The following is a 13,115-nucleotide window of genomic DNA, read 5'->3' on the forward strand; positions in this document are numbered from 1 at the left end:
GCGGGCTCGCGCTCAGGCGCCGCGGGCCGGGTGCGGGCGGCCCCCGGCCGGCGACTCGTCGACCAGGTCGTGGCGCACGGAGTAGCGGCTGCGCAGCCGCTCGTCCTGCTTGAGCCGGTAGCGCTCGCCCAGGCGCCGTCGCGGCTCCAGGGTCCACGCCTGCCGGTCGAGAGTGGCGTTGACCCTCGCCAGCACCGGGCCCACGCGCTCGATGAGGCGCGTGGTGCGCGGTGCGGGGGCGATCCCGAGCTCGTCGGCGATCTCGTCGCCCAGGAAGACCCGCTCGAGCCCGTGCACCACCGGCGGCGCCAGGCGGCGCAGCCGCGCGGGGCGGGCCGGCAGCAGCGCCTCGATCTCCGGCACCAGGAACTCGGAGTTGATGCTGCCGACGAGGTCGCGGCAGTAGGCGTCGACCGGCGGGCGGGTGAGCAGATAGATCTCCTCCAGCCGCTCCTGCTCCTGCCGGTCGCGCGGCAGCAGGGCCGCGTCGATGCCGAGTAGGTGGCCGAGGTAGCGCCAGCGGGCGTAGGCCGCGTCCTCCTCGGCCGGCAGGTACGGCGCCCCGATCGCGCGCATGCCGCGCACCGGGATCAGGCAGAACTCGATCAGCGTGTAGGCCAGGAAGGCCTGGCAGATCGGCACCCCCCACGCTCGCAGGTCCCAGGCGGGGTCGTCGCGCAGGGCGCTGCGCACCAGCGCGTGGATGACCCGCACCCGCACGGTGAGCTCGAAGCCCGACGCGTGGCGCCGGAGCCCACCACCGCGGCTGACCTCCACCAGCCAGGAGCCGACCTCGATGGTGCGCGCGCCGGCGCTCTCGAGGTAGCGGCCGGTCATCTCCAGCGGCCGGGACGCGGCCGAGTTGGCGTAGCCGCTGACCAGCGACGCGGCGCCGAGGACGATGCCGGACTGGCGCGTGTAGCGGCCGATGTGGGCGCTGTCGCGGTCGATCCGGTCCAGGTCGACCCAGTCGGGGACCTCGTCGAGCTGTGCGAAGAGGGCGCGCAGCGAGTCGGGCGCCCCGGCCACGGCGTCGATGCCGTCGCGGCACGCGGTCTTGAGCATCCGCATCGCGCGACCGTGGCCCAGCTCGCCGAAGTCGGCGACGAACGCGTCGGCGAGCGGGTCTCCGCGCCACATCGCCTCGAAGTACGTCGTCGCGAAGTCCCCGAACCGGCGCCTCGCCTCGTCCGCGTGACGCACGGTCGTCGGCAGGCCGGTCGCTGCGGTCTCTGCTCCCATGGCGAGAGCATAGGGCCGGGCGGCCCTATGCTCGTCGCGTGCCGATCCGCGCCTACCTCGGGCGCCTGGGTGTCGACCAGGCGCTGCCCCCGACGCTGGAGTCGCTGCGCCTGCTGCACCGCCGCCACCTGGAGCACGTGCCGTACGAGAACCTCGGCATCATGCTCGGCCAGGGTCCCTCCGTGGATCCGGACTCCAGCCTGCGGCGCGTCGTCGACCACGGCCGTGCCGGCTACTGCTTGCACCAGAACGCCGTGCTCGAGCTGGTCCTGGTCAGCCTGGGGTTCACCGTCGAGCGGCGCCACGGCCACGTGTGGACGCACGAGGAGTCGCGCGACGACACCTTCCTCAACCACCTGGCGCTGGTGGTCTCCGGGCTGCCGACGCCGGACAACCCGGGCGGTCTTTGGTGGCCCGACGTGGGGCTGGGTGAGGGCTTCTGGGAGCCGCTGCCGCTGGTGGTGGGCGAGTACGACGACGGGCCGTTCCGGTTCGCGATCACCGAGGTGCGCCCCGACGGCTGGTCCTTCCGCAACGACCCGTCCGGCAGCTTCGTCGGCCTGGAGGTGACCGACCGGGCCACGGACCCGGCGGCCGTGCTGGCCGCCCACGCCGTGCTGTCGACGCCCCCCGACGGCGCGTTCGCCCGGATCCTCGTGGTCCAGCGCCGCGACGAGGACGGCGGCGACACGCTGCGGGGCTGCGTCGCCACGCGGCAGGACGGGGACGGGACGCACCAGCGGGACCTCACCACCTACGACGCCTGGGCCGGCGAGCTCCTGCGTCTGGGCGTCTCGCTGGACGGGTTCGCCGAGCAGGACCTGCGCGCGCTCTTCCAGCGCACGCTGGCAGCCCACGAGGGCTGGGTCGCGGCGGGGCGGCCGTGAGCGCCGGCGCCGACCTGCTCGAGGTCGCCGACGAGCTCTACGCGCTCGGGCTGCCGGACTTCACGCCCACCCGCGACGCCCGCGCCAAGGCGCTCAAGGGCACCGACCTCGCCGGGCCGGTCAAGGCGCTGAAGAAGCCGTCGGTGGCCGCGTGGGTGGTCAACCTGCTGGTGCGGCGCGAGGGTGAGCAGGTGCAGCGGATCCTCGAGGTCGGCGCCTCCCTCCGCGAGGCCCAGGCGTCGATGTCCGGCGACGAGCTGCGGGCTCTCACCCGCCAGCGCCGCCAGGTCACCGCCGCGATCACCCAGCAGGCGCGGTCGCTGGCGTCCGCCGCCGGGGTCAAGGTGACGTCGGCCGTGGGGGACCAGGTCGAGTCCACGCTCACCGCCGCGATGCTCGATGAGCGGTGCGCGGAGGCGGTGCGCAGCGGGCTGCTGGTGACGGCCCTCGCGACCACCGGCGTCGGCGAGACCGACCTGAGCGGCGCCGTGGCGGTGCCCGAGGCGCTGGGGTTCACCGCCACCCAGGTCGAGGAGGCGCCCGCGGCCCGCCCCGAGCTGCACGTCGTACCCGACCCGGAGGCGGATGCGAAGGCGCTCGCGGCCGCCCAGGAGGCCCTCGACGCCGCGGAGGAGGAGCTGGTCGCGGCGCGGGCGGCGTACGACGAGGTCAACGGTGCCGTCGAGGAGCTCGAGGCCCGCTCGATGCAGGTGCAGGCCGAGATCGACGAGCTCAAGCGCCGCCTGGCCGAGCTGGAGACGACCTCGGAGGAGGTCGACGACGAGCTCGACGAGGCCGAGGACGCCCGTACCGAGGCCAAGCAGACCCTCGACGAGGCGACCCGGGCCCGCGACGCCGCGGCCAGGTCGGTCGCCAAGCTGCGGTAGTCCCTGACGTTCGTGTCATGGATCGCCGACGTCGATGACACAAACGTCCGGGACTACCCGTTCGGCTAGGCGCTAGTCCAGCCCTTCGCGCGCTCGACGGCGTCCTGCCAGCGGGCGTAGGCGGCGTCGGCGGTGGGGCGGTCGGTGGCGGGCTCGAAGCGGCGGTCGAGCTGCCAGGTGTCGCGCAGGTCGTCGGTGGAGGACCAGACCCCGGTGCCGAGCCCGGCCAGGAACGCCGCGCCCAGGGCGGTGGTCTCCACCAGCTGCGGCCGCTCGACGGACACGCCCAGCTGGTCGGCCTGGACCTGGCAGAGCAGGTCGTTGGCGGAGGCGCCGCCGTCGACGCGCAGCGAGGCGCGCGTGGGCATGGTGTCCAGCACGTCGCGGACCTCGAAGGCGATCGCCTCGAGCGTCGCGCGCACCAGGTGGGCCCGGGTGGTGCCGCGGGTGATGCCGATGATCATGCCCCGCGCGTGCGGGTCCCAGTGCGGGGCGCCGAGGCCGGTGAGCGCCGGCACGAAGACGACGCCCTCGGTGTCCTTGACGGTCGCCGCGATCGCCGCGGTCTCGGCGGCCGAGCCCACGATCTGCAGCCCGTCGCGCAGCCACTGCACGGCCGCGCCGGTCACGAAGATCGCGCCCTCCAGGGCGTAGGTGAGCTCGCCGTCGGGGGAGCGCCAGGCCGCCGTCGAGAGCAGTCCGGCGTCGGAGCGCTGCAAGGTGGTGCCGGTGTTGGTGAGGATGAACGACCCGGTGCCGTAGGTGCACTTGGAGTCGCCCTCGTCGAAGCAGGTCTGCCCGAAGAGCGCCGACTGTTGGTCGCCCGCGATGCCGGCGATCGGCAGCTCGAGGTCGAGGAACGAGCGCGGGTCAGTGGTCGCGATGTCGCCCCAGTTGGGCACCAGCTCCGGCAGCGCGCCGCGCGGGACCCCGAACAGCGAGCAGAGCTCGTCGGACCAGTCGCCGATGGTGAGGTCGAAGAGCAGGGTGCGGCACGCGTTGGAGACGTCGGTGACGTGCTCGAGGCCGCGGGTCATCCGCGCGATGAGGTAGGAGTCGACGGTGCCGACGGCGTAGCGGCCGGACTCGACCAGCCCCCAGGTCCGCGGCTCGTTCTCGGCCAGCCAGGTGAGCTTGGTGCCGGAGAAGTACGGGTCCAGGCGCAGCCCGGTCAGCTCGGTGACGCGGTCCTCGTGGCCGGCGTCGCGCAGCCGTGTGCAGATGTCGGCCGTACGGCGGTCCTGCCAGACGATGGCGCGCCGCGGGGAGCCGAGCGTCTCGCGGTCCCAGAGCAGGATCGTCTCGCGCTGGTTGGTGATCCCGATGCCGGTCAGCTCGGCGGCGTCGACCTGCTTGAGGGCGTCGCGCGTCGCCTGCAGCGTCGCCTGCCAGATCTCCTCGGGCGCGTGCTCGACCCACCCCGGCTGGGGGAAGTGCTGCGCGAACTCCTGGTAGCCCTTGGCGGCGATCCGTCCCTCGGGCGTCACCACCACGGCGGTGACGCCGGTCGTGCCGGCGTCGATCGCGAGGACGCTCACCGGGTCTCGTCCCGCACGATGGCGAGCACCCGCCGGTCGATCCACGCGAGGTCGGGGGCGACCCTCATCTCGTAGTTCTCGGTGCCGACCCAGGCCAGGAAACCGGGGTGGCCGGCCGCGCGGGCGAAGGCCTCGAGCTCGGCCTCGAGCTCGGGCGTCACTGGCACCTGGTCCTCCTCGGTGGAGGCGGTCAGGTAGAGATCGTTGAGCTCCAGCAGCCGCGCGAGCTCGTCGATGGGTGCCGGATGGTCGTCCACGCGCAGGTCTGCGGCGATGTCGTCGCCGCCGCCGTACCCGGCGCCCTCGCTCACCACCAGCAGCGCCGCCGACTGCCGCCCGCGCTTGTCGCCGCCCGCCGCGTCACCGGCGGCCAGCGCCAATAGCAGCCGGTCCGCGAGCGGGGCGTCGGCGGCGGAGGCGTGCCAGGCCTGCTCCATCGCCTCGACCACCTCGGGGCCGGCCAGGCAGTTGCCCTGGATGGCGTAGCCCTCGCCGATCACGCCGCCGGCCCAGTCGATGCAGGCCTGCCCGGTGTGGGAGGCGGCGCTGCCGTCGACGTCGACGATCCCCACTTGGCGCTCCTCGCGCCCCTCGTCCTCCTCCAGCAGGCGCTGGAGGGCGACGGGGGCCGTGGCGCCCTCGTCGAGGTGCGCGAGCGCGATGCCCTTGTAGGCGACGTTGGCGTCCGCCTGCGTGGCGATGGCTCCGACCTGGGCCACGGCGGCGGGGACCACGGCACCCACGGCCAGGAACTTCGAGGCCACCGCGACCCCCCAGGACTCACCGTCGGCGGAGCGGGCCACGATCGAGAACGTCATGCGCGCGACTGTAGCCACCGCCCGCTGTGATGTCCGGTAACCGCTTGCCCTCGACCCCACCTGAGCCCGCAGGATGGTCGAGTGCTGCAACGTCTGGGGTTCCCCGCCGTCGGTGACCACCGGCGCTTCGTCACGGCGCTGGCCATCGACGCGGTCGGCAGCGGCGTCTTCATGCCGGTCTCGATGCTCTACTTCCTGGTCACCACCGACCTCACCCTGGTGCAGGTCGGCGGCGCCATCTCCCTGGCGAGCCTGGTGGCGCTGCCCGCCGGCCCGCTGATCGGCTCGGTCGTCGACCGCATCGGGGCCAAGCGCGTCCTGCTGGCCGGCAACGTCCTGCAGGCGGTCGGCTTCGCGGCCTACCTGGTCTCCGACTCGTTCGCCGTCGTCACGCTCTGGACCGTCGTGGTGACCCTCGGCCGCACCGCCTTCTGGGGTTCCTTCGGCAACATCGTCACGGCGATCTCCGCCCCGGGGGAGCGCGAGAAGTGGTTCGGCTTCCTCGGTGCCCTGCGCAACGTCGGCTTCGCCGTCGGCGGGCTGGCCGCCGGCGTCGCCATCACCGTCGGCACGCCCGGCGCCTACGCCACCGTGGTCGTCGCCAACGCGGCGTCGTACGCCGTCGCGCTCGCCCTGCTGCTCGCCGTGCCCGCCACGCACTCCGGGACCGCGGTCCGGGCCGAGCCCGGCTCGTGGGCGCTCGTGCTGGCCGACCGCCCCTACCGGGTGCTGTTCCTCGCGCAGCTGGCCTACTCGACCTCGATGATGGCCCTGAACTTCGCGATGCCGGTCTACGCCACCGAGGTGCTCGGGCTGGCGGGGTGGGTCACGGGCGCGATCTTCACGCTCAACACGATCATGGTCGGCTTCGGTCAAGGGCTCGTCGTGCGCGGTCTGACCGGACGGGTGCGCTGGCGGGTGCTGATGAGCGCCAACGCCACCTTCGCGGCGTCGTTCGTGGTCCTGCTCGGGGCGAGCCGGCTCTCGGCGGTGCTGGCGACCGTCGTGGTGCTGGTCGGGTCGGTCGTCTACACGCTCGGCGAGCTCGTGGGCGGGCCGGTGCACGGGGCCCTGTCGGCCGAGGCCGCTCCCGAGCACCTGCGCGGTCGCTACCTCTCGCTCATCCAGCTGGCCTGGAACGGCTCGGGCGCGGCTGCGCCGGTCGGCATCGCCTGGCTGCTCGACCGCGGCCCGGAGCCGGTGTGGGCCGCCTTCGTCGCGGTCGCCGTGGCGGGGATGCTCTTCGCCGCCCGGTTGGGGACCGTCATGCCGCGCGCCGCCCAGCGGGTCACCAACCGGGTCGAGGACCCCCTGCCTGCCTGAGCTCGCCACTGCGGTTGGAGCGCGTCCGCCCGGGGCAGGATGTCGCCGTGCTCAACGACCTCACGTGGCAGACCCGCAGCATGCTGTTCACCCAGACGCTGGGGCCGGCGCTTGCCCTCGGCTCGCTCTTCGTCCTGGCCGGGGACAACTGGACGGTGGCCGCCGTGCTGTTCGGTCTCGGCCTGGCGGTGATGATCGGGTGGTGCGTCGCGGTGGTGGTCTGGAACCGCCGCGTCGACCGGCGGTTCAAGGCGGCGCTGGTCCGCGCCGGCGAGGAGATCGTCACGGGCCGGGTCACCGCGACCCCGGCCATCGGCCGGGTCGTCCGCAGCCGGCGTGCGCGGCGCGAGCCGGCGTACCTGGCCGGCACGCCGCACCCGCTGCCGAGCCCCTCGGTCGCTCTCGTCGTGACCGTGCTGACCGAGGGCGGCTCGCGCCGGGTGGCCGCCCTGGTGCCCGCCATGGGCGGGCTCGAGGCACGCCGGGCCCCGGTCGCCGTCCTGCTGCACCCGCACGAGCGCGAGGCGGCGGTGCTGGACGACCGGGTCACCTCCGAGCAGCTGGCCGCCATCGCCTCCGACCCGCGGTGGGGCACCGAGCGGCTGCCGACGGACAGCAGCGTCGCCGGCGGCTACCTGGCCGCGTTCGGATGCGCGGTCCTCGGCGTGCTGACCGGGGTCGGCATCGCGGTGCTGGCGGGCGCCCTCGCCACGTGACGGACTTCCTCACTAGGGTGTGGGAGTCCAGTTGAACGTTCCAGCCAGGAGGTCCCATGCGCGTCGGAGTGCTCACCGGAGGTGGCGACTGCCCCGGACTGAACGCGGTGATCCGCGCAGTCGTCCGTAAGGGGGTCCGCACCCACGGGTTCGAGTTCGTCGGCTTCCGTGACGGCTGGAAGGGCCCGCTGGAGGGCCTGACGATGGAGCTCGGCATCGACCAGTGCCGCGGCATCCTGCCGCGCGGCGGCACGATCCTCGGCTCCTCGCGCACCAACCCGTTCAAGATCGAGAACGGCGTGGAGCGGATCAAGGACAACCTCGAGCAGCACGGGGTCGACGCGCTCGTGGCCATCGGCGGCGAGGACACCCTGGGGGTCGCGACGAAGCTGGCCGACCTCGGCGTGCACGTGGTCGGCGTACCCAAGACCATCGACAACGACCTGTCGGGCACCGACTTCACCTTCGGCTTCGACACCGCGGTCAACATCGCCACGGAGGCCATCGACCGCCTGCACACGACCGCCGAGTCGCACCACCGCGTGCTCGTGGTCGAGGTCATGGGCCGTCACGCCGGCTGGATCGCGCTGCACGCCGGCATCGCCGGCGGCGCCAGCGCCGTCCTGATCCCCGAGCAGCCCTTCGACATCGACCGGCTCTGCGCCGACGTCGAGGCGCGGTTCAAGACCAAGTACGCGCCGGTCATCGTGGTCTCGGAGGGCGCCGTGCCCGCCGAGGGCGGTTCCATGACGCTGGTGTCGGGGGAGCAGGACGCCTTCGGCCACGTGCGGCTCGGCGGCATCGGCGACCGGCTGGCGAGCGAGATCGAGCAGCGCACCGGCAAGGAGGCGCGCGCGGTGGTCCTCGGTCACATCCAGCGCGGCGGCACGCCCACGGCGTTCGACCGCTGGCTGGCCACGCGCTTCGGGCTGCAGGCGGCCGACGCGGTCGCCGACGGCGACTGGGGCACGATGATGGCGCTGCGCGGCACCAAGATCATCCGGGTCCCGCTCAGCGAGGGCACGGCCGAGCTCAAGCTGGTGAGCCCCGAGGAGTACGCCGAGGCCGAGGTCTTCTTCGGCTGACAGCCCTATGTCAAGCAGCCTCCTTGGTGATGAGGCTGAGCCGGCCGTGTAGGTCGGGGTTGTAGGGCACTTGGTCGTGCCAGCAGCGCCAGAGGATCCTGGTCCAGGCTTGGGCCAGGATCCTTGCCGCGTGGGGGTGGCGGCAGCCGCGCTGGCGGGCGCGGTCGTAGGTATCGCGGGCCCAGGCGTTGGCGCGCGGGGTGTCTTGAGCCCAGTCGATGAGCGCGGCGCGGAGAGTCTTGTTGCAGCCGCGTCGGTAGGCGACGTTGAGGTGTTTGCCGGACTGTCTGGTTGAGGGTGCGACCCCGGCGGCTGCGGCGAGCGCGGCGGCATCTGGGAAGCGGGCGCGGCAGTCGCCAATCTCGGCCAGGAGGGTTGCGGCGCGCACGGTTCCAGCGCGTGGGAGGGACTGGAAGATCGGGCCGTCGGGGTGCGCGAGGAGCGCTTCCTTGATCCGGGTCTCGAGGATCGATTGCTGTTCGCGGAGCTTGCTGAGCAGGTCGACCAGGGTGAGTACGACGAGTTCGCTGGCTTCGGCTGCTGGGCCGCTCACGCGTCCGGTGGCTGCGTTGCGCAGGTGGTCGACGAGATCGGCGGCGCTCTGGCGACCGCAGTAGCCATTGGCCTTGAGCCAGTGCGCCATTCGAAGCTGGGACAGCCACGCGGCCTTGGCTTCGGTCGGGAACCGGCGCAAGAACGCCAGGCTGATACCGATGTCGAGCTGGCTGAACAGTCCGATCGCTCCGGGGAAGTTGTGCTGCAACACCGCCAACAGCTGGTTATGCACCGCAATCCGGTGATCGATCAAGTCGTGACGCGAACGCACCAGCATCCGCAACGCGATCGTCTCCTCGGTATCGGGTTGTACAACCGCCCAGCGTGCGGTGTCGGTGCGTAAGGCGTCGGCCAGGACAAACGCGTCGAACCGGTCGTCCTTGTTGCCTGCACTGCCGTAGCGCGCACGTAGCGACTTCACTTGACGCGCCGAGATCACCACGACCTCGAATCCGTCGCGGATCAGATGCTCGACCACCGGCCCGTCGCCACGTTCGATCCCGACCTGGGCCACGCCGTGACGGCGCAGCAAGGTCGTGATCTTGCCCAGTCCCGGCTTCGAGTGCGGGAGCGTGACTTCCTCGATGCGCTGCCCATCGTCATCGACGATGCACAACGCGTGGTGCTGCCAGGACCAGTCGATCCCAGCGAAAGTGGGCGTAGCCTCCATGATTAGTGCTCCTTCCGTATAGCCCACGGAATCAGCACTCCGGCCCCGGGACGTGACGGCCGGTTGGTCACTGCGGCACTCGCGGTGCAAAGCCCTATGGCCGGTCTGCACGTCCCGGGCCACCAGGCCCTGCAACTGTCAGCCAGGTCCTCACCAAGGCGGGACTGCGTCAGTTCGGCAGTGACCTAGCAGCACCGGGGTGCAGACAAGGCATACGCCTGTCTGAGACCTACGGTCCACCAGTGACGCCTCAGTGCTCGACCGCGGCGAGGTCCAGCTCGCGCGGTGCCAGCAGCGCCACCAGTCCGGCGATCGCCAGCATGGCGAGTCCGCCCGCGAGCCCGACGCGGGCGAGCGCCTCACTGAGGGTGGCGGCGCCCAGGCCCGCGGTGGTGGCGATGCTGCCGAGGATCGCGACCCCGAGGACCGCGCCGATCTCGTAGCTCGACTCCTCGAGTACCGCAGCGCTCCCGGCCTGGTCGAGCGGCGCGCCGGCCATGATCACCGCCGAGGCGACCGCGAGGGAGGCCAGGCCGAGACCCACCAGGCTCAGCGCCACCGCCACTCCCGGGTAGGCCAGGGGCTGCGGGAGGACGGCGAGGAGCAGCAGGCCGGCCGAGCCCACGACCAGCCCGCCGGCGAGCACCGTCCGGGCGCCGATGCGGGCGGCGAGAGCCGGGGCGAACGGGCCGGCGAGGATGCCGCCGGCCGCCATCGGCAGCAGGGCGACGCCGGCGTCGAACGGCTCGTAGGCCTGGCTCAGCTGGAGCCACTGGGCGACCAGCAGGAGCAGCCCGGCCATCGCGAAGCTGCTGACCAGCGCGGTGAGCATGCCGGCGCTGAAGGCGCGTCCGCGGAACAGGCGCAGCTCCAGCATCGGCTCGGCGGCCGCGAGGCACCGGCGTACGAACAGCGTCAGCGCGACGACGGCGACGACGGTCGCCACGACGGCCTCGGTGTCGGGCCCGTCCTTGCCGAGCTGCTTGATCGCGTGGACCAGCGCCACCATGCCGAGCATCGACAGCACCAGCGTCGCGACGTCGAGGCGGCCCGGCCGCGCCGAGCGACTCTCGGGCAGCAGCACCAGGGCGGCCACCACGGCGACCACCATCACGGGGACGTTGAAGAGGAACGCCGAGTGCCAGCTGAAGCGCTCCAGCAGCGCGCCGCCCACGATCGGCCCGAGGGCGCTCCCGACGGCGGCGACCGAGCCCCAGACCCCGAGCGCGGTGGCCCGCTCGCGGGGGTCGGAGAAGAGGGTCCGGATCAGCGACAGGGTGGAGGGCATGATCATCGCGCCGCCCACGCCGAGCAGGGCGCGCACGGCGATCACCTCGCCGGCGGTGTCGGCGACGAGCACGACCAGCGAGGCCAGCCCGAACACGGTGAAGCCGCCCACCAGCATCCGGCGCCGGCCCCACCGGTCGCCCAGCGAGCCGGCGGCGACCAGCAGCCCGGCCAGCACGAGGGGGTAGACGTCGACGATCCAGAGCAGCTCGACGGGGCCGGGGCGCAGGTCCGCGGACATGTCGGGCAGGGCCAGGTTCAAGACGGTCATGTCCATGACCACCACGAGCAGGCTCGCGGACAGCACCGCGAGCCCGGCCCAACGGCGCCGGGTCGCCGGGGTCTGCTCCCGGGGCGTCGACGTAGCCGCGGTCATCGGTGCGCTACCTCGTTGAGGCAGCGCAGCGCGGCGTCGAGCACCTCGTCGCGGCTCTGCACGGGATCTCCTGAGACGAACGTGGCTCTAGCGAGACATCAGTATCTCACGAGGTCCGTGCCGCACGAGCGGCGCAATGACGAGGTTTGTGCGAGCGTGAGTGGTGGAAGTGTGGTGGGGATCGTCGACGAGCGGGAGGCAGCACATGACCGGACAGAGCGCGGAGCCCGTTGACGTCAACGGCCGGGAGCCCGGCCTCAAGCGGGTCCTCGGACCGAAGCTGCTGCTCCTCTTCATCGTCGGCGACATCCTGGGTGCCGGGGTCTACGCCGTCACCGGCAGCCTCGCCGGCCAAGTGGGCGGCATCGCCTGGCTGCCGTTCCTCGTGGCGTTCGCCGTGGCCACCTTGACCGCCTTCTCCTACCTCGAGCTCGTGACCAAGTACCCCCAGGCCGCGGGAGCAGCGCTCTACACGCACAAGGCGTTCGGGATCCACTTCATCACCTTCCTGGTGGCCTTCACGGTGGTCTGCTCGGGAATCACCAGTGCCTCCACGTCCTCGGGGCTGCTCGCGTCCAACCTGCTGATCGGCCTCGATGAGATCCTGCCGGGCATCCCGACGGGGGACACCGCCTCGCTCCTCGTCGCGCTGGCGTTCATGCTCCTGCTGGCCGGCGTGAACCTGCGCGGGGTCGGCGAGAGCGTGAAGTTCAACATCATCTTGACCCTCGTCGAGGTCAGCGCGCTCGCGATCGTCATCGGCATCGGCATCTTCGCCGTCAGCCGCGGCGACGGCGACCTGTCGCGGGTGACGGTCTTCGAGAACCCGGACGACAAGGGGCTCTTCGCGGCAGTCACGATCGCGACGGCGATCGCCTTCTTCTCCATGGTCGGCTTCGAGGACTCCGTCAACATGGTGGAGGAGGTCGACGAACCGGAGCGGATCTTCCCCAGGGTGATGCTGACCGGGCTCGGCATCGCGGTGCTGATCTACATGCTGGTCGCGATCTCGGTCGTCGCCGTCGTGCCCTCCGGCACGATCTCGAGCCCCACGAACCCCGAGGCCGGCGTTCTCATCGACGTGGTGAAGATCGGCGCTCCCGACGTGCCGATCGACAAGCTGTTCCCCTTCCTCACCGTCTTCGCCGTGGCCAACACCGCCCTGATCAACATGCTGATGGCCAGCCGGCTGATCTACGGCATGGCCCGCCAGGACGTGCTGCCGAGCAGCCTCGGCCGGGTCAGCCCCAACACCCGGTCCCCGTGGGCCGCGGTGGTCTTCACCACGGTCATCGCGCTGGGGCTGATCTTCGTGGTGCGCGTGGTCCTCTCCGCCTCCAGCGTCACGTCGCTCTCGGGCACCACCGCGCTGCTCCTGCTCGCGGTGTTCACGATCGTCAACGTCGCCTGCCTCGTGTTGCGCCGTGACCCTGCGGGGCGGTTCAAGGCGCCGACGGCCTTCCCGGTGCTGGGCGCCCTGTCCTGCGCCTACCTGCTCGGTCCTTGGGCCCGGCTGCCGGAGAACTACGTCCAGTACCGCATCGCCGGCGTCCTGCTCGCCATCGGCGTCGTGCTTTGGGTGATCACCTGGATGACCAACCGTGGCGTGCGCGCCAAGAAGACCGGCTTCCGCGACATCGAGCACCTCGAGGAGTAGTCCTAGTGTGAGCCGGCTCACATCGGGGTACGGCATGAGCGCGCCAGTTTCGGTGGCCGGTCAAGACGAGGAGC

General features: G+C 72.1%; 11 protein-coding genes. 6 read left to right on the top strand and 5 right to left on the bottom strand.

Features of this window, described 5'->3' with window-relative positions:
• Positions 1-12 precede the first annotated feature (12 nt).
• On the bottom strand, positions 13-1,242 hold the full coding sequence (locus LQ940_RS07995) for an oxygenase MpaB family protein (protein WP_231242468.1): 1,230 nt from the start codon (positions 1,240-1,242) through the stop codon (positions 13-15).
• Positions 1,243-1,280: 38 nt separating this feature from the next.
• Between LQ940_RS07995 and LQ940_RS08000 the strand changes: the two genes are divergently transcribed.
• Both LQ940_RS08000 and LQ940_RS08005 read left to right on the top strand, forming a co-directional pair.
• Positions 1,281-2,129, top strand: coding sequence for an arylamine N-acetyltransferase family protein (locus LQ940_RS08000; RefSeq protein ID WP_231242469.1), 849 nt, complete (start codon positions 1,281-1,283; stop codon positions 2,127-2,129).
• Positions 2,126-3,016 carry a hypothetical protein gene (locus LQ940_RS08005; protein ID WP_231242470.1) on the top strand — a complete coding sequence of 297 codons (891 nt, stop codon included), beginning with the start codon at positions 2,126-2,128 and terminating at the stop codon, positions 3,014-3,016. Before LQ940_RS08000 ends, LQ940_RS08005 begins: the two co-directional genes overlap by 4 nt.
• A 65-nt stretch (positions 3,017-3,081) precedes the next feature.
• Here the strand turns inward: LQ940_RS08005 and glpK are convergent, their stop codons facing one another.
• Together glpK and LQ940_RS08015 are read right to left on the bottom strand one after the other, a co-directional pair.
• A complete protein-coding gene (glpK, locus tag LQ940_RS08010; protein ID WP_231242471.1) occupies positions 3,082-4,554 on the bottom strand; it encodes a glycerol kinase GlpK in 1,473 nt (490 codons plus the stop codon).
• Positions 4,551-5,372 carry a DUF1028 domain-containing protein gene (locus LQ940_RS08015; RefSeq protein ID WP_231242472.1) on the bottom strand — a complete coding sequence of 274 codons (822 nt, stop codon included), beginning with the start codon at positions 5,370-5,372 and terminating at the stop codon, positions 4,551-4,553. Before LQ940_RS08015 ends, glpK begins: the two co-directional genes overlap by 4 nt.
• Before the next feature lie 81 nt (positions 5,373-5,453).
• Between LQ940_RS08015 and LQ940_RS08020 the strand changes: the two genes are divergently transcribed.
• Genes LQ940_RS08020 through LQ940_RS08030 form a run of 3 tightly spaced genes read left to right on the top strand, consistent with a single transcriptional unit; the run spans position 5,454 to position 8,496 of the window.
• Positions 5,454-6,695 (top strand): MFS transporter, encoded by a 1,242-nt coding sequence (locus tag LQ940_RS08020; RefSeq protein ID WP_231242473.1) that lies wholly within the window; start codon positions 5,454-5,456, stop codon positions 6,693-6,695.
• Positions 6,696-6,742: 47 nt separating this feature from the next.
• Positions 6,743-7,411 carry a hypothetical protein gene (locus tag LQ940_RS08025; protein WP_231242474.1) on the top strand — a complete coding sequence of 223 codons (669 nt, stop codon included), beginning with the start codon at positions 6,743-6,745 and terminating at the stop codon, positions 7,409-7,411.
• Positions 7,412-7,467: 56 nt separating this feature from the next.
• Positions 7,468-8,496: a 6-phosphofructokinase gene (locus LQ940_RS08030; RefSeq protein ID WP_231242475.1), complete on the top strand. Its 1,029-nt coding sequence runs from the start codon at positions 7,468-7,470 to the stop codon at positions 8,494-8,496.
• 10 nt (positions 8,497-8,506) lie between these two features.
• Here the strand turns inward: LQ940_RS08030 and LQ940_RS08035 are convergent, their stop codons facing one another.
• Together LQ940_RS08035 and LQ940_RS08040 are read right to left on the bottom strand one after the other, a co-directional pair.
• Positions 8,507-9,721: an IS110 family transposase gene (locus tag LQ940_RS08035; protein WP_231245224.1), complete on the bottom strand. Its 1,215-nt coding sequence runs from the start codon at positions 9,719-9,721 to the stop codon at positions 8,507-8,509.
• A 250-nt stretch (positions 9,722-9,971) separates the two neighbouring features.
• Positions 9,972-11,384, bottom strand: coding sequence for an MFS transporter (locus LQ940_RS08040; protein ID WP_231244008.1), 1,413 nt, complete (start codon positions 11,382-11,384; stop codon positions 9,972-9,974).
• A gap of 205 nt (positions 11,385-11,589) precedes the next feature.
• Between LQ940_RS08040 and LQ940_RS08045 the strand changes: the two genes are divergently transcribed.
• Positions 11,590-13,041, top strand: a complete 1,452-nt coding sequence (locus LQ940_RS08045) for an APC family permease (RefSeq protein ID WP_231244009.1) — start codon at positions 11,590-11,592, stop codon at positions 13,039-13,041.
• Positions 13,042-13,115 lie beyond the last annotated feature (74 nt).

The sequence above is a fragment of the Nocardioides sp. cx-173 genome (assembly GCF_021117365.1).
Taxonomy (GTDB): domain Bacteria; phylum Actinomycetota; class Actinomycetes; order Propionibacteriales; family Nocardioidaceae; genus Nocardioides.